Source organism: Roseovarius sp. THAF8, from assembly GCF_009363735.1.
GTDB lineage: Bacteria > Pseudomonadota > Alphaproteobacteria > Rhodobacterales > Rhodobacteraceae > Roseovarius.
Window position 1 is genome coordinate 317,521 of sequence record NZ_CP045410.1, and the last position, 16,478, is coordinate 333,998.

15 protein-coding genes are annotated in these 16,478 nt (G+C 66.6%); 7 read left to right on the forward strand and 8 right to left on the reverse strand.

What is annotated here, in order from left to right:
- Positions 1-58: 58 nt before the first annotated feature.
- From FIU85_RS01590 to FIU85_RS01600, 3 genes are all read right to left on the reverse strand, one after another.
- Positions 59-2,248 carry an ATP-binding protein gene (locus FIU85_RS01590; RefSeq protein ID WP_152498145.1) on the reverse strand — a complete coding sequence of 730 codons (2,190 nt, stop codon included), beginning with the start codon at positions 2,246-2,248 and terminating at the stop codon, positions 59-61.
- Between the two features lie 230 nt (positions 2,249-2,478).
- Positions 2,479-3,645, reverse strand: a complete 1,167-nt coding sequence (locus tag FIU85_RS01595) for an RsmB/NOP family class I SAM-dependent RNA methyltransferase (RefSeq protein ID WP_152495598.1) — start codon at positions 3,643-3,645, stop codon at positions 2,479-2,481.
- Positions 3,646-3,836: 191 nt separating this feature from the next.
- Positions 3,837-4,373: a DUF421 domain-containing protein gene (locus FIU85_RS01600; RefSeq protein WP_152495599.1), complete on the reverse strand. Its 537-nt coding sequence runs from the start codon at positions 4,371-4,373 to the stop codon at positions 3,837-3,839.
- 146 nt (positions 4,374-4,519) lie between these two features.
- Here FIU85_RS01600 and FIU85_RS01605 point away from each other — a divergent pair, with 146 nt between their 5' ends.
- Both FIU85_RS01605 and FIU85_RS01610 read left to right on the forward strand, forming a co-directional pair.
- Complete coding sequence (locus FIU85_RS01605; protein WP_152498146.1) at positions 4,520-5,377, forward strand: SDR family oxidoreductase; 858 nt, start codon at positions 4,520-4,522, stop codon at positions 5,375-5,377.
- A 154-nt stretch (positions 5,378-5,531) separates the two neighbouring features.
- Positions 5,532-6,011: a superoxide dismutase family protein gene (locus tag FIU85_RS01610; RefSeq protein WP_254703073.1), complete on the forward strand. Its 480-nt coding sequence runs from the start codon at positions 5,532-5,534 to the stop codon at positions 6,009-6,011.
- Between the two features lie 523 nt (positions 6,012-6,534).
- On the opposite strand, the gene ligD is transcribed toward FIU85_RS01610, so the two are convergent.
- Together ligD and FIU85_RS01620 are read right to left on the reverse strand one after the other, a co-directional pair.
- A complete protein-coding gene (ligD, locus tag FIU85_RS01615) occupies positions 6,535-8,976 on the reverse strand; it encodes a DNA ligase D (protein WP_152495601.1) in 2,442 nt (813 codons plus the stop codon).
- Entirely contained in the window at positions 8,973-9,800 is an 828-nt protein-coding gene (locus tag FIU85_RS01620; RefSeq protein ID WP_152495602.1) for a Ku protein, read from the reverse strand. The genes ligD and FIU85_RS01620 overlap by 4 nt, the downstream gene beginning before the upstream one ends.
- Positions 9,801-10,022: 222 nt before the next feature.
- On the opposite strand from FIU85_RS01620, the gene FIU85_RS01625 reads away from it, so the two are divergent.
- The 4 genes from FIU85_RS01625 to FIU85_RS01640 are packed head-to-tail and all read left to right on the forward strand — an operon-like array spanning position 10,023 to position 12,281.
- Positions 10,023-10,625, forward strand: coding sequence for a cytochrome c oxidase assembly protein (locus FIU85_RS01625; protein WP_152495603.1), 603 nt, complete (start codon positions 10,023-10,025; stop codon positions 10,623-10,625).
- Positions 10,609-10,986, forward strand: coding sequence for a CopD family protein (locus tag FIU85_RS01630; RefSeq protein ID WP_254702973.1), 378 nt, complete (start codon positions 10,609-10,611; stop codon positions 10,984-10,986). The genes FIU85_RS01625 and FIU85_RS01630 overlap by 17 nt, the downstream gene beginning before the upstream one ends.
- Positions 10,959-11,315, forward strand: a complete 357-nt coding sequence (locus tag FIU85_RS21875) for a hypothetical protein (RefSeq protein WP_172978770.1) — start codon at positions 10,959-10,961, stop codon at positions 11,313-11,315. Before FIU85_RS01630 ends, FIU85_RS21875 begins: the two co-directional genes overlap by 28 nt.
- Before the next feature lie 33 nt (positions 11,316-11,348).
- A complete protein-coding gene (locus FIU85_RS01640) occupies positions 11,349-12,281 on the forward strand; it encodes a cytochrome c (protein ID WP_152495605.1) in 933 nt (310 codons plus the stop codon).
- Between the two features lie 30 nt (positions 12,282-12,311).
- Here the strand turns inward: FIU85_RS01640 and FIU85_RS01645 are convergent, their stop codons facing one another.
- Complete coding sequence (locus FIU85_RS01645; protein ID WP_152495606.1) at positions 12,312-13,673, reverse strand: APC family permease; 1,362 nt, start codon at positions 13,671-13,673, stop codon at positions 12,312-12,314.
- On the reverse strand, positions 13,670-13,939 hold the full coding sequence (locus tag FIU85_RS01650) for a hypothetical protein (RefSeq protein ID WP_152495607.1): 270 nt from the start codon (positions 13,937-13,939) through the stop codon (positions 13,670-13,672). Before FIU85_RS01650 ends, FIU85_RS01645 begins: the two co-directional genes overlap by 4 nt.
- Here FIU85_RS01650 and FIU85_RS01655 point away from each other — a divergent pair.
- Entirely contained in the window at positions 13,916-14,641 is a 726-nt protein-coding gene (locus FIU85_RS01655) for an exopolysaccharide biosynthesis protein (protein ID WP_254702974.1), read from the forward strand. The genes FIU85_RS01650 and FIU85_RS01655 overlap by 24 nt on opposite strands.
- A gap of 282 nt (positions 14,642-14,923) precedes the next feature.
- Here the strand turns inward: FIU85_RS01655 and guaB are convergent, their stop codons facing one another.
- Positions 14,924-16,372 carry an IMP dehydrogenase gene (guaB, locus tag FIU85_RS01660; RefSeq protein ID WP_152495608.1) on the reverse strand — a complete coding sequence of 483 codons (1,449 nt, stop codon included), beginning with the start codon at positions 16,370-16,372 and terminating at the stop codon, positions 14,924-14,926.
- Positions 16,373-16,478 lie beyond the last annotated feature (106 nt).

Sequence of the window (16,478 nt, forward strand, 5' to 3'; positions counted from 1 at the left end):
TGCTCGACATAACGCATCCCAGAAACCACCGGGATCCCGCCTGCGCCGGTCCGCGCCGTCAGCCCTGGGCCAGCTGGTGCTGGACGGTCTCGGTCAGCTCGGTGAGGGAAAAGGGTTTGGGCAGAAAAGTCGAATTCGGGATTCGCGACTGGATCTCGCCGAACGCCTCCTCCGCATAGCCGGACATGAACACGACCTGCGTCTCCGGGCGCTCCTCAAGGGCCTTCAGCACCCAGCTCGGGCCGTCGATCCCCGGCATCACGACGTCGGAGACGAAGACATCGACCTTCAGCGACGTATCCTCCAGAAGGTCGAGCGCCGATTCGGCCGAGTCGGCCTCCAGCACCGTCATCCCGCGCAGCTGCAACGCGCGGCTGGCGAAGGCCCGCACGGGCGCCTCGTCTTCCACCAGCAGCACCACGCCGTCGGTCTTGGTCGCGAGGGCCGGCGCCGGGTCCGCCTGGGCCATCGGCGTGTCGACGGTTTCATGCGCCGGAAGCAGCACCTGGAAGGTGGCGCCCTTCCCTTCGTGGCTGTCGACGAAAATGAAACCGCCGGTCTGCTTGACGATCCCGTAGGCCGTCGACAGGCCCAGGCCCGTGCCCTCGCCGGTGCGCTTGGTGGTGAAGAACGGCTCGAACACCTTCTGGATCTTGTCCTGGGAAATCCCCTGCCCCTCGTCGGTGACGCTGACGCGCACATAGCGGCCCGGCGCCACCACCGCGCGGTCGCGGCGCAGCGGTTCGTCCAGGGTGACGTTCTCTGTGGCGATGCGGATGTCGCCGCCCTCCGGCATGGCGTCGCGGGCGTTCACCACGAGGTTCATCAGCACCTGTTCCAGCTGCCGCTTGTCGGCGCGGATCGACCACAGGGTCGGGTCGTGACTGAGCGACAGGATCACCCGCTCGCCCACCAGCCGGTTCAGAAGATGCGTCAGTTCCGACAGCATGTCACGCAGGTCCATGACCTCGGGGCGCAGCGTCTGCTTGCGCGAATAGGCCAGCAGCTGGCTGACCAGGGCGGCGGCCCGGTTGGCGTTCTGGTTGATCTGCACAAGGTCGCCGTAATCCGGGTCGCCCTGGTCGTGGCGCAGCAACAGCAGGTCGCAATGCCCCGCGATGGCGGTCAGCAGGTTGTTGAAATCATGCGCCACGCCGCCGGCCAGTTGCCCGATCGCCTGCATCTTCTGGCTTTGCACGAACTGCTCTTCCAGGGTCTTCAGCTTGGTCGCGTCGTTCAGCACCGCGATCAGCACCGTCTCCCCGGCCTCCATCGCGCGGTTGAGCGTGACCTGCACGAAGGTTTCGCGGTCGTCGCGCCTGACCCGCAGGAATTCCGAATGCACCCCACCCCGGCCGGCGGCCGCATCATCGAGCCAGTCCGGGATCGACCGGCCGAGCCCCTCCATCAGGTCCGACAGCGTCTTGCCGCAGCACGTCTCGGCGCCCAGAAGGTCCCGCGCCGGGCGGTTCGAGATCTGAACCTCGCCGTTGCGCGCCAGTTTCAGCAGCGGCACCGGCAATTCGTCGAAGAATGCCCATCCGTCCGGCTGTCGCTCGGTCGGCGCCACGCCCGGCAGCAGGAACACCTCGCGCCGGCCGGCCACGCCCTCCAGCTCGACGACGAGGCAGGCCATCAGCCCCTGCGCGGTGGTGATGTCGTTGATCTGGCCCGAGCGCAGGGGCATCTTGGGAAAAATGCGGTCGAGCGTGCGCGCCCGTTCGCCCACCAGCTCGCGCGCCGCGGTATTCATGAACAGAACCGCCCCGCCCCGGCCCACCGTCAGCATCGGCAGCGGCACCGGATCGGCCTCGCGCGAGGGGCGGTCGGCGGATTTCTCGATCCGCCAGATATATCGGTCCGCCGCCGCGCGGTGCACGCTCAGCCGCAGATGTCCCGCCCGCGTGACCACATCCTCATGCGCCGAGCCGCGCAGGTCGGCCCGGCTTTCCAGGCGGTAGAGGATCGGGCCGGGGTTGGCGACGGTGTGCTTCAGCGCGCCGGCCAGCGTGCTGGCCTCGTCGGCCGAAAACGCGGTCTGCGCCGCGCGGTTGGCGTATTGGATGTCGCCCTCGCGCCCGGTCAGGATGGCCGGCGTCGCGTCTTCCCCCATGAAATCCGCCGCGGCCTCCACAAGGCCCTTGCGAAACCGCGTTTCCGCCCCGTGGACGATGGCGATCCAGAGCGCCGACATCAGCAGGATCGCGCCGAGAAAAAGGCATGCGACCTGCAACCGCGGATCAGGCATCACGAACGCGCCCGCGCCAATCCCCAGCCCCGTCGCCAGAACGGTCTTGGACCGAGGCCTGATCCGGGACGCGGCATCGCGCAAGGGCAGTACGGTTCCGGTAATCGAAGCCAACCGGCAAGTCTCCAGCAATCTATCTCCTGTCGCCTGTCTTAGGCGGCAGGATTTAACGTTAGATTAACGCTGAAACGGCGAACACGTCTAGGTTGCGATTGCCAGTGTCGGCTCTGCTATTGCGGCTTGCGCAGGACCGACAGGAAAAAACCGTCTCCCACCTCCGACACCGGCCAGTGCCGGGTGATCTCCTGCACCCATCCCGAAGACGCGGCGAGAAAGGCGGCCACCTGGCCCGCGTTCTCCTCGTCCAGCACCGAACAGGTGGTGTAGGCCAGCATCCCGCCCGGCCGCACCAGCGCCTGCGCCTCCTGCAGGATGCTCCGCTGCGTCCGGCACAAGTCGGCCAGGCGTTCGGGCGTCAGGGTCCACTTCGCCTCGGGCGTGCGCCGCCATGTGCCGCTGCCCGAACAGGGCACGTCGCACAGCACGAGGTCGAAGGGCGCCGTCCCGCTCACCACGCCCGCATCGAGCAGGGTGACCGTCACACCGGCGCGCGCAGCGCGCTGTGGCAGGTCGCGCATCCGCCGCGGCGCGGCGTCATGGGCAAACCACGCGCCTTCGATCCGGGCCGCCAGAGCCAGCACCTTGCCGCCGCCGCCGGCGCAGTAATCCAGCCCCCGTGCGCCCGGCGGGACATCCAGCGCGGCCATGGCCGCCTGACTGCTGGTGTCCTGCACTTCCACAAGCCCGTCGCGATAGGCCCGCGACTGCGTCACCCGCCGCGCCTCCGCGGTCACCAGGACCGCGCCCTTGATATCCGGCACCGGATGCAGCGCGATGCCGTCTTGCTCAAGCATATCAATGACATCGGCGTCGGTCTTCAAGCCCGGATTGAGCCGCAGGCAAACCGGCGCGCGATGCCGCAGCGCCTCCGCCGCTCGCGTCGCCTCCCCGCCGAGGCTCGCCGCGAACCGCTCCCACAGCCAGTCCGGCAGATCGCGCGTCTCCTGCGGCGTCGGCGTCCGGCCCGCGTCGCGCTCGACGGGGTCGAGCGGCGCGGGGGCATGTCCCTCGCCGGAGAAGATCGCATCGGTTTCCTCACCCGTCCCGCGCAGCAGGCCCAGCATCAGCGCCCGCCCGCTGTCGCCGCCGCCCAAGGCCGCGCAGGACCGCCTGCGGCGCAGCACCGAGAAGACGTGATCGCGCACCGCCGCGCGGTCTTTCGATCCGGCATAGCGCGCACCGCGCGCCCAGCGGGTCAGCGCCTGTTCGGCGGCCAGCCCGCCGGCCACGGCATCGAGCACCTCGATCGCGGCCTGGACCCGGGCCGCCGGGGTCATGTCATCCCCCGGGCCCTGTCGCGCGGCCCGATGATGACCGCCGCATCAGCCAATGCGGAAATCAGGGCTGTCGCGGGTGATCTGCACGTCGTGCACGTCCGTATCATTCCACTGATCTGCCCTTGTTTTGTTAACCGTTCTTCACTCCGCCGCATCGGCGAACATCGGTCGATCATGCTCATTTCGCAGGTCTACACGCGTGAACGGCTGGAGGGAAGGCCGCCAGAACCGTTGCGGCGAACCGCCTCCGGCCCTGCGATGACGGAAAAGGAGCCGTCGGATTCCAGGATGACGGCAGCAACCGTCTCCGGGTCGCGCTGCCCTTCCGTGCGCACAATCGTCTCGAGTTCCGCTTCGGTGACCCGGGCGCGCTTCATCGCGCGCGGCAGGGTCTCGCCGTCGCGCAGCAGCAAGGTCGGCTCCGAACGGACGATGCGCGCGAACGAGGTCGAACGCACCGACAGGACCGTCACGCCGTATTGCAATGCGATCAGCAGCACCAGCGCCGTCACGCCCTCTGCCAGTGCGACGTTCTTGCTGAGAAGGATGGTGGCGAGGGTCGACCCGAGAGCCACGGTAACCACCAGGTCGAACGCGTTGAGTTTCGCGAGGGTCCGTTTGCCGGACGTCCGCAACGCGACGACCAGCGCCACATAGGCAAGGGTGCCGACGATCGCGGTGCGCAGGATCCCGCTCCACCCCTGAAACAACATTTCCGACCAATCCATGACGTTCTCCATTCGTGACGCATTTGTGCTGTCTACCTAACCCCCGTTCCTCGCCGGGACAGTTTTCCTTTTGGACGCAGCCCCGGAAGGCGCGGGAACATTGGAACATCGCGGCCGTTGACTCCCCAGCACCAACCCGGAGAAGCCTGATGAATTATCCGAAGCCCCCCTTTCCCGAGCAGCCTCAGGGCACGCCCGGCCGTACCGATCAGATGGAGCCGTGCCCCGATCACGGCGAAGACAGCTACAGGGGGTCCGGCAAGCTTGAAGGCATGGCCGCCCTCGTGACCGGCGGCGACAGCGGCATCGGCCGCGCGGTGGCGCTGGCCTACGCGCGCGAAGGCGCCGATGTGATGATCTCCTACCTGGAAGAGCACGACGAGGCGCATACGACACGCACCCTGGTGGAAGACGCCGGGCGGCGGGCCTATGTCATGCCCGGCGACATCCAGAGCGGCGATCACTGCCGGGCGCTGGTGCGCGACACGCACGAGGCCTTCGGACGGCTCGACATCCTGGTGAACAACGCCGCCCACCAGATGCATTTCGACACGCTGGAGGACATCCCGGACGAGGAGTGGGAGATGACCTTCCGCACCAACATCCATTCGATGTTCTATCTCTGCAAGGCGGCCGTCCCGATGATGGAAAAGGGCGGCGCGATCATCAATACCGCCTCGATCAACTCCGACAAGCCCAACCCCGGCCTGCTGGCCTATGCCGCGACCAAGGGGGCGATCCAGAACTTCACCGTGGGGCTGGCGCAGATGCTGGCGCCGCGCGGCATCCGGGCAAACTGCGTGGCGCCCGGCCCGGTCTGGACGCCGCTGATCCCGGCGACGCTGCCGAAGGAGGCGGTGGCCCATTTCGGCGAGGACAAGCCGATCGGCCGCCCCGCGCAGCCCGCCGAACTCGCCACCGCCTACGTCATGCTCGCCGATCCGCTTTCAAGCTACACGACAGGCGCCACGGTGGAGGTCACCGGCGGCATTCCCATGATCTGACCGATGGCTGTCGTGACCCCGGCGAGTCAGGCCAAATGAGGCCGACGGTTGCCGGTGGCCCCACGGCCGCCGCCCTGACAACACCAAGGAGGTTCCCATGACCAATCCATACCAACACTTGCGCCCTGCCCGGCTGCTGCTGCTTGCCTCGGCCATGTCGCTCGGCCTCGCCAACGCGGCACAGGCGCAGGACGCCGATGCGAAAGCGAGTTTCATCAACGCCGAAGGCACGGAGATCGGGACGGCTACCCTCATCGACACGCCTGCGGGGGTGCTGATCGAGCTCGACCTGGCCGAGCTGCCGCCGGAAACCTGGCATGGCTTCCACATCCACGAGACCGGGGAATGCGATGCCGAGGGCGGCTTCAAGTCCGCGGGAGGGCATCTCGCGAGTTCGGGCAACGATCATGGCTACTTCACGGACGGCGGTCCTCATGTCGGTGACATGCCCAACCAGTATGTGGCCAGCGATGGCACGCTGAAGGCCCAGGTGCTCAATCATCTGGCGGTACTGGGCGGCGAACAGGACAATCTGTCAGGCCGTGCGCTGATGCTGCACAGCGGTCCGGACGACTACGAGAGTCAGCCATCGGGCGATGCCGGCGACCGCATCGCCTGCGCCGTCATCGAGTGACCCTTCGGCCACCCCGGCACAAGCCCGGTAACGTTCGGGGCGCGCGGGGTGGCCGCCATCGGGACGATTGCACCACGCTAGGACCGCAGTGCCGGTATCATTTCCATGATAGCTTCTCCACTGCACGCGTCCGTCCTGTCCTCTCGACGTCAGTGACTCAATGCGAGGCGGTTCAACATTTCCTCTTTCCCAAGACATCGGCGACTGACCGCCAGGATTGTTGGCGGTTTGGGGAAGAAGGATTACCCAGGCATTCGGAATGCGGTCATTCTTGAACGGAGTGTTGGACTGAACGTCCCAACAAGGTACCTGACAACGACAGGTCTCTCCCACAGGGCCGACAGCTGTCGGCAACGGGTCCCCTGTCGAGTTCAGGATATCAGGGCGAAGCAAGGGCACCGAGCGGTCGACACGTGACCGCTCGACAACGTTCGATCGGGACGGGCTTTAACTCAGGGCGTGCACGACACGGCTCCTCGGAGCGGCCATGATCGCGCGACTCGCAAGTGCCGCCAGAGGGCTTTCAGTCGTGAGACCAGTCTTCCAGCGCTTCCACGACCTCGGCTCCGATGCCGCGCGCCTTGGCCGTCCGCAGCGGGCATGGGCGTTTCAGACGTGCCGCCATATCGCCCACATGAAAACCGTCGGGACAGGTCAGGTCCTGCAACTCGGCCCAGGTCACAGGCACCGCGACCGCGGCGCAGGGGCGCGCGCGGAGGGAATAGGGCGCAATGGCGGTGGCGCCGCGCTCGTTGCGCAGCCAGTCGATGAACACGCGCCCCTTGCGTTTGGCCTTGGACATGGTGGCGGTGTATCGCTTCGGGTGGCGCTCGGCGAGGACTGTGGCAAAGGTCTTGGCGAAGGTCTTCACCGTCTCCCACTCGCTGATGCGGCGCAGCGGCACGATCACGTGCACCCCCTTGCCGCCCGTGACCATGGGCGCGCTGTCCAGCCCGCAGGCGCTCAGGCCCTCGCGAACCTCATCCGCCGCCGCCTTCACCTTGGCAAAGCCGAGGCCCTCATCGGGATCCAGATCGAACACCATTCGGTCGGGCCGTTCGATCCGGTCGCGCCGCGCGCCCCAGATATGGAATTCCAGCGTGCCCATCTGCGCCGCGCCAAGCAGGCCCTCGGGGCCGGAGACATACATGTAATCGGCCCTGTCGCCGTCCTTTTCCTGGATGGGAATGTATTTGACGCCGTCGGGAAAGCCCTTGCCGGCGTGTTTCTGAAAGAAGCAATCGCCCGCGATCCCATCGGGGCAGCGCAACAGTGCCAGGGGGCGGTCGGCGGCGTCATCGAGCATCCGTTCGGCGACCTGCGCGTAGTGTTCCGCAACCTCGCCCTTGGTCAGCCCCGCATCGGGATAGACCCTGCGCGAGGTGCTGGAAATGCGGACACCGCCGATGGTTTTCTCGTCGCCGCTGTCGTTCTTCGCTTCGGCGCTGGCACTCACGTCCCGGGCCTCCTTGTCTTCACGCAGGCCCTTGTAGACGCCGTGGCGTATCCGGCCTTCGCTGGTGAACTCGGCATAGTCCGCCTCGACGACCAGCCTTGGCGTGACCCAGCGGGCGCCGGTTGTCTCGTCGGGCAGGTCTTCGTCAAACGGGGGGGTCTTGCGGGCAAGGGGCTTCAGCGCGGCCATCAGGTCCGCCATGTCGTCTCCGTCGAACCCCGTGCCGACGCGACCCCGGTAGATCAGCGTGCCCGCCTCAAAGCTCCCCAGGATCAGCGAGGAAAACGGCCTGCCCTTCTTGTCCGAGGGCGACCATCCGGCGACCACGAACTCGGCCCGGCGGATGCACTTGGACTTGATCCAGCTTTTGCTCCGACCGGCGCGATAGGCGGCATCGATGCGCTTGGAGACGAGGCCCTCGCCGCCCGCCTCGCAAATGGCGGCAAGCGCGGCCGCGCCATCGCCCTCGATCACCGGGCTGAGGCGGAGCGGCCCGCGGGGCGGCTGCCCGTCCATGAGCCCTTCCAGCGCCTCGCGCCGCTGCGAGAGCGGCTTGCCGGTCAGATCCTCGCCATCGAGGACAAGGATGTCGAAAAGGTAGCAGGTGAGCGGGTCACCCGCCTTCAGTGCTTTCTGGAGCGTCGAGAAGTCCCCTCCCCCGGCGCCGGCGATCACTTCCCCGTCGATCAGGGCCGAGCCACAGGCCAACGCCGCCGCCGGTTCGCAGAGCGCCCCGAAACGGTCCGACCAGTCCTTGCCGTTGCGCGAGTAGAGCCGCACCCCACCCTTGCCCAGGGCGATCACGCACCGATAGCCATCAAACTTGGCCTCATGCTGCCAGTCCGCGCCCTCGGGCGGGGCATCGCGCAGGGTGGCCAGCTGCACCTTGTGAAACCGGGGCAGCGGCTTGTCTTGTTTCGCAGGCGTGGCGGCGGGTTTGTCCCCGGCAATCGCGCGCATCGCCCGGCCCGTGGTCACCGAGTTGCGGTGCTTGTTGGTCAGCGCATCGGCGGTGCGCCCGGCAAAATCGTCGCGTTCCTTGATCAGAAGCCAGTTCTCGCGTTTCTCGCCCTTCTTGGCGCGCATCCGCACCAGCGCCCAGCCGCCTTTCATCCGCGCGCCGTGCAGCCTGAAATGCAGCTTGCCTTCCTTCAGACCCTCCTCGGGATCGTGCAGGGGCTCCCACCAGCCGTTGTCCCACAGCATGACGGTGCCGCCGCCGTATTCCTCTTTCGGGATGGTGCCCTCGAAACCGCCGTATGACACCGGGTGATCCTCGGTGCGCACCGCGAGGCGCTTCTGCGACGGATCGGTCGAGGGGCCCTTGGTGACGGCCCAGGACAGCAGCACACCGCCCAGTTCCAGACGAAAGTCGTAATGCAGGCGGCTGGCATCGTGTTTCTGGACAACGAAGGACAGGCGCTCGCCGCCGGCGTCGACAAGCTCGGCGCGGGGTTCCGGCGTGACGTCGAAATCCCGCTTCTCGCGATATGCGTCCAGGGATCTCACGAGGCCTTCTTGCGGCGGGTGGTCTTGCCGCCCTTGCTCTGCTTCAGGCTCTTCTTCAGCGCATCCATCAGGTCGACCACGTTTTCCGCCTCGGCGCCGCCACCGTCATCGGCGGCCTTGGCGCGAGGCGTCTTCTTCGATTTCATCTTCGCGGCGATCAGGTCCTTCAGGGCAGCCGCGTAGTGATCCTCGAAGGCCGAGGCATCGAAAGGCGCGGTCTTCTTGTCGATCAGCTGGGTGGCGACCTCCAGCAGTTCCTCGTCCGGGGCGTCGTCCTCGATCCCGGAAAACAGCGGATCGGCGTCGCGGATGTCCGCCTCGTAATGCAGCGTCTCCATCAACAGCCCGTCGCCGCAGGGGCGAATGGCGCAAAGGTATTCCTTGCCGCGCATGGTCAGCTGACCGAGACCCGCCTTCTTCGTCTGCCGCAAGGCATCGCGAACCACGCGATAGGCATCCTCCGCAAGCTCGTCGGAGGGAACGACGTAATAGGGCCGGTCGAACCAGATGGGCGCGATTTCCGAGGTCTCGACGAACTGCACCAGCTCCAGCGTCTTCTTCGTTTCCAGCTTGATCGCGTCGATCTCGTCCGTGTCGAGCAGGACATAGTCCCCGTCGTCGGTCTCATAGCCCTTCATGATGTCATTGTTCTCGACGGGGCCGACCCCCTGAACCGTCTTCTGGTAGCGCACGGGCTTGCCCGAGGGCTTGTGGATCTGGCGGAACGACACGCGCGAAGAGGAATTGCGGGCGGAATGGATTTCCACCGGAATGGACACCAGCGACAGGCGAAGCTGTCCTGTCCAGAGAGCGCGTGATGCCATGATCCTTGCCTTTCCTGCCGCGCGGGGTGCAACGTCGGGGGGACAACGCCCGAACCGGCGCAGGAGTTCAACGCGGGCCTATCCGGGGCGCGGCGCGGGCGGCACCCGCGGAAACATTCGGTGTGATTGCGGGTTTGGGTTCGATAGGAAGGACGTCGTGCGGCAGGCCCACCTTGCCGCCACGCGCAACGAAGCGACGGACAGACCCGGGGGGGTCTGATCATGGACGGGATCTACTGCGGACAACCGCCGCCACCCGCGGAGCTTTGGGCAAGCTGGAACCTCGATCCGGCGGTTCTCGCAGCGCTCTTGGGGCTGATGGTCCTGCTGCGCCGCGAGCCTGCCGGGCTGGCGGCTGTCGCGGTGATGTTCGTCGCGTTCGTTTCGCCCTTGTGTGCGCTTTCCTCTGCCCTGTTTTCGGCACGGGTGCTGCATCACGTTCTTCTGGCGGCCGTGGCGGCGCCGCTTCTGGCGGTGGCCTGTCGCGGGCGCGGCGGGCCCGGCCTGGCCCTGCCCTTTTCGGTTTCGACGGCGGTCCTGTGGATATGGCACGTCCCGGCAAGCTATGACTTCGCGTTGTCCAACGTGGCGGTCTACTGGCTTATGCAGCTGACGCTGCTGGGCAGCGCCGTCTGGTTCTGGCGGGACCGCTTCGCCACCCAGGATGCGCCGGTCGACCGGCTGGTCTTCGTGGTGGCGGGGCTTGCGCAGATGGGCATGCTTGGCGCGATCCTGACATTCGCCCCCGCGCCGGCTGCATGTCGCCGGGCTGACGCTGTGGTGCGGCGGACTGCTGGTTCTGCCCCTCATGCTGGCCCGCCATGACCCTGCCGTCGTCGCCGACGATTATCGCATCATCCGGCACGCCACCCGTATGACCTACACCATGATCGTCACTCCCTCCGCCGTGCTGACGGTCATCGCGGGAACCTGGCTGATCTTCCTGTCGGAGGTTTTCGTGCCGTGGCTTTATGCCAAGCTTGCTTTGGTTGCGCTCCTTGTCGCCGTCCACGCCTGGATCGGCCACGTTCTGGTGAAGGTCGCCGAGAAGCCGGGCCGGGAGAGGCGCTTCGGATCGACGCCATCGCCTATGACTGGAAATGGCTGTTCATTTACCGTGACGCCGGTGTCGCTTCCGCCGATCGGCTGGCGCTGCCCGTGGGGCTGCCCGTCGAGCTACGGCTGACCAGCGGGACGGCGCTGCAGGCCTTTTCGGTGCCCCGGCTCGGCGGGCAGATCTACGCGATGCCGGGCATGGCGTCGCGGTTCAACCTGCGGGCCGATGCCGAGGGGCAGTTCGCGGGGTTGAACACGCAATACAACGGGGCGCAGTTCGCGCGTCAGCATTTCGTGGCCGAAGCGGTGGCGCCCGCCGACTTCGACGCCTGGACCGCCACCGCCCAGGCAGCGCCGCCGCTCGATGGGGAACGCTCGCCAGTCTGGCCGAACCCGGCGTGCTGGATGCGCCCGTGGCCTTCGGGCGCGTCGAGGGCGATCCGTTCGACGAGACCGTGAAGCGGCTGAAGGCGGGTAAGGCGCCGTCTGACGATGGCTGAGCCTGCGCACCCCCGTCTCGGCCTGCTCGACTGGGGCGACACCGTCTTTGTCATCCGCAACGACACGCGGGAAGCGGACCTTCCCTTCCCCTTCGATCAGCGCTGGACGCTCAGGGGCTGGAAATGGCTGGCCCTCGACGGGCCGGGCTTCCTGGCGGATGCCGACGATCCGGTTCTGGCGCGCGGCGAATACATCGTCGAAGGCCCGGGCCATTGCGGCGCCTGCCACACACCGCGCAACGCCATCATGGCCGAGGCGGCCGTCGATGCCTCGGACGAGGCCTTCCTCACCGGGGGCGAGATCGCGGGCTGGACGGCCCCCGCCCTGCGCGGGCCCGGCAGCGCCATAGCCGGGTGGAGTCCGGAGGACCTGGTCGCCATCTTCTCAACCGGGCGCAACGCCCATGCGGCGGTCAACGGCGAGATGCAGTTGGTCATACGGGATTCCACCCAGTTCATGAGCGAAGAGGACCTTGCCGCCATGTCGGCCTTCCTCGTGGGGCTGAACGACGGCGGCGCGGCGCCGGACCGCCCCGGCGACAGGACCGGGACCGAGGCCCTGATCGCCTCGGCCGACCCGGACATGCCTCTGGGGGCCCGGCTCTACATCGACAACTGCAACGCCTGCCATTTCGCCGACGGGCGCGGCGCCAACGAGGTCTTTCCCGAACTCGACGGCAATGCGCTGGTCACGGCGGAAAGCCCGACGGGGCTGATCTCGATGATCCTGAACGGGTCGGAACTGCCCTCGACACCCAAGCGTCCCTACAGCCTGCGGATGCCCGGATTTGCAGACCGGCTGACGGACGAAGAGGCGGCGGAACTGGCCAGTTTCGTCCGGCAGGGCTGGTCAAACGACGCCGCGCCAGTCAGTGCGGACGATATCGCCGACCTGCGCGGGGACGCGGACGCCAAGGTCGAGTGACCTGCAGCCGCCCGACTGGATGCGCAGGGCCTATTCCTTGCGCATCCACAACCGCGTCACCACCCAAAGCACCACGCCGATACCGATCAGCACCGCAGCGATGAGGTACTGCGCCGGGTCGCGGCCCGTCCATGGGCCGACAAGAAAGGCGCATGTCGCCGCGCCGGCCACGGCCACCCAGACCGGCGTGCGGAAATGCTCGTGATCGACCTTGTCGCGCTTGAGCACCAGCACCGCGATGTTGACGATGGTAAAGACACCCAGCAACAAAAGCGCCGTCGTGCCGCCCAGTTCCGGCACAGCGCCGACGAAGGTGATCAGCCCCGCCGCCAGAAGCGTCGTGAAGATGATCGCCGTCACCGGCGTTTGCCGCGCCCGGTTCACCTTGCCCAGAACGGCAGGAAGCACCCCCTCCTCGCTCATGCCGTAAACAAGCCGACTGGCCATGAGCAGGTTGATCAACGCGGAATTCCCCACCGCGATCATAGTGATCAGGCCGAAGATCCACGGCGGAAAGCCCGGAGCGCCCGCTTCCACGACCTTCAGCAGCGGCGTGTCACCCTCGGCCAGGTCGTCGATCGGAACGATCGAGATCGCGACAATCGACACCACGAGGTAGAGAATCGCCGCGATGGCCAGCCCGGCAAACAGCATCCGTGGAAAGATCCGGCTCGGCTCCTTGGTTTCCTCGGCCATGTTCACGGAATCCTCGAAACCGACCATGGCAAAGAAGGCCAGCGTGGTGCCGGCGATCACCGGCCAGAAGACGCCGTCCTCGTTGTCTCCGAATTCGAAGGCCTTGCCGATGTCGGCCTCGCCGTTGCCGAACACCATCATGCCGATGACGACGATGATGATCAGCCCGGTCAATTCGATGCACGTGAAGACCGCGTTGACCATCACGCTTTCTCCGACGCCGCGCATGTTGATCAGCGCAACCGCGCCGACAAAGGCCAGCCCGATCAGGGTCACCGCCCAGGCTCCAAGCTCCAGGCCGAACCCGGTCGAGAAATTCTCGGCAAAGGCACGGGCGGCGGTGGACGAGGATGTCAGCCCCGAGGACATGACGGCGAAGGCCACGAGGAACGTGACAAAATGGATTCCAAAGGCCTTTTCCGTGTAAAGCGCCGCCCCGGCGGCCTTGGGATATTTCGTGACGAGTTCCAGGTAACTGCAGGCCGTCAGCGTCGCGACGACAAAGGCGACAAGGAAGGGCAGCCAGACGATGCCACCCACCTCTTCGGCGACTTTGCCGGTCAGGGCGTAAATACCCGTGCCAAGAACGTCGCCCACGATGAACAATAAAAGCAGACCGGGGCCGATCGCACGCTTGAGCTTGCCGTTTTCGTCACCCGACCCTTGCGCGGCGCCCTTGGCCGCGTCATCGCTCACGGCAAGTCCTCCGCCATCGGGCGCCGCCCATACTTGTCCTGCTCATCTTCCAGAATGCGCCGTACCTCTGCGAGCAATGCCGCGGCCTTGCGGTCGGGTGCGCCAGGCTCGGCGCTCTCTGCCGCCAGGTCGGTCAGGACCGAGTTCAGGAAGTTCACTCTTTCGCTACAGGAATATCCCTCTTCGGCGAGAACCTCCTGCAACTCCTGCGGGGAAATCCAATCTCCATTCCGCGTTCGCAATTGACGGCTGTTTTCCTGCGTCATCACCCGGATCCTCCTGAAAGGGTAACCCCCTGTGATCGCGGCGGTTCCCGGCAGCGCGCGCCCTGCCCCGATGCGGCGTCTTTCCGCTCAATCCATCCGGTCTTCGACCGGGGCGAGGTCGCCGTCGGGGCCAATACGGTTACCGTCTTTCAAGGTGAGGCAAACTCGTGCGCTCCGTTTTCGGGTAGGGAGATTTCGGTCGAGGATGTGGTCGATACGCTTGGTCACTCTTCCTTCGCCGCGCTGATGCTGGCCTTCTCGCTGGTCCCCACCTCGCCGGCCAGCGCCATCCCCGGGATCACCGCCGTGGTGGCGGCGCTGGTCTTCATCCTCGTGGCGCAGATGATGGTGAGGCGAAAGAGCGTCTGGCTTCCGGGTTTCGTCACCCGTCGGAGGCTGTCGACCGGGAAGCTCTGCAAGGGCATCCGCTGGCTGCGGCGGCCCGTCCGCCTTTTCGAGCGTTTCCTGAAGCCGCGACTGACCTGGTTGTTTCACCGTCCCTGGATGTGGCTGCCGCTGACCCTCGTGATGGCGCTCACGCTGTTCATGCCGTTCATGGAGATCGTGCCCACGTCCGGCTCCATCGCTTCGGCCGTGATCGCGCTCTTCGCCGCCAGCCTGTTGACCCGCGACGGCGTGCTGGCTCTTGTTTCGCTGGGCCTGCTGCCGATTTTGCCCGTGGCGATCTATTATTGGGTCTGACACGAGAGCGGGCAATTCGGCTTTTGCCACTGCCTGAACGGTACGGATTGCCGAACCTGTCGTGGTCGATGCCACGCGACCCTGCCAGGCGCTTGGCGCACGGCGCTTGCCGACCGAGCCTGCCGCGCGAACGGACCCCGCAGCGCTCTGAACTTCGATCTCATACGTCTCCCGGCCTAGACGAACCCTTGGCACGCCGTGAACCATCGCCATTCCTTCGACCGTTTCCGACCGGGGCGATGTCATGGCCCCGGTGCCGAAAACGCCCCGTGAAACAGGCCTCTACCCGATCCGGTAATTCGGAGACTCGCGGGTAATCTGCACGTCGTGCACGTGGCTTTCCTTCAGCCCCGCCCCGGTGATCTTGATGAACTCGCAATTGCTGCGCATCTCCTCGACCGTGGCGCAGCCGGTATACCCCATCGCCGCCCGCAGACCGCCCACCAGCTGGTGCAGCACCGTGGCCGCACTGCCCTTGTAGGGCACCTGCCCCTCGACGCCCTCGGGCACCAGCTTGTCGCTCGCCGCGTCCTTCTGGAAATACCTGTCGGCCGAGCCGCGGGCCATGGCCGCAAGGCTGCCCATGCCGCGATACGCCTTGAAGCTGCGCCCCTGGTAGAGGATCACCTCGCCGGGGGATTCGTCCGTGCCCGCCAGCATGCTGCCGACCATGGCGCAGGACGCGCCCGCCGCGATCGCCTTGGCGAAATCGCCCGAGAACTTGATGCCGCCATCGGCGATGACCGGCGTGTCGCCCGCCGCCGCCGCGCAATCCATCACCGCGGTCAGCTGCGGCATCCCCACGCCCGCCACCATCCGCGTGGTGCAGATGCTGCCCGGCCCGATGCCGACCTTCACCGCGTCCGCACCGGCGCCGATCAGCGCCCGGGTGGCCTCGGCGGTGGCCACGTTGCCGGCCACGATCTGCACCTCGTTGGACAGTTTCTTGGCCCGCTCCACGGCCTGTGCCACGCCCTCGGAATGGCCGTGGGCGGTGTCGATCACCACCATGTCGACGCCCGCATCCACCAGCGCCTGGGTCCGCTCATAGCCCGCGTCGCCCACGGTCGAGGCCGCGGCCACGCGCAGCCGGCCCAGCCCGTCCTTGCAGGCGGTCGGGTTCAGCACCGCCTGCTCGGTGTCCTTCAGCGTCAGAAGGCCGGTCAGCTTGCCCTCGGCATTGGTGACCAGCAGTTTCTCGATCCGCCGCGCCTTCATCAGGCTCTTGGCCTCCTCGCGGTCGGCAGGCTCGGTCAGGATCGCCAGGTTGTCGCTTGTCATCATCACGTGCACGGGCGTGTCGTCGCTGGTGGCAAAGCGCATGTCGCGGTTGGTGACGATACCCACCACGTGGCCCTTCTCGTCCACCACCGGAAAGCCGGTGAAGTTGTAGCGCTCGATCAGTTCCTTGGCATCGCCCAGCGTCTGGTCGGCGCGCAGGGTCACCGGGTTGTAGACGATCCCGCTCTCGAACCGCTTGACCCGGCGCACTTCTTTGGCCTGCTCGTCGACCGTCAGGTTGCGGTGAATGACGCCCATGCCGCCCGACTGGGCCATGCAGATCGCCATCCGCCCTTCGGTCACCGTGTCCATCGCGGAACTCAGAAGCGGGATGTTGAGGTCGATCGACCGGGTCACGCGGGTGCGCGTGTCCGCCGTGGTGGGCAGCACGCTGGACTTCGCGGGAACCAGCAGAACATCGTCGAAAGTGAGGGCCTCACGAATCTCCATGGCGCATCTCCTTGGGGTGGCTCGTTTGGCGGTTCCCTATTGCACGCGCCGGAGGGAATGGAAAGGGCCGATTGGCGGGTGCGCGCAGATGACAGGGCCAAGAGGT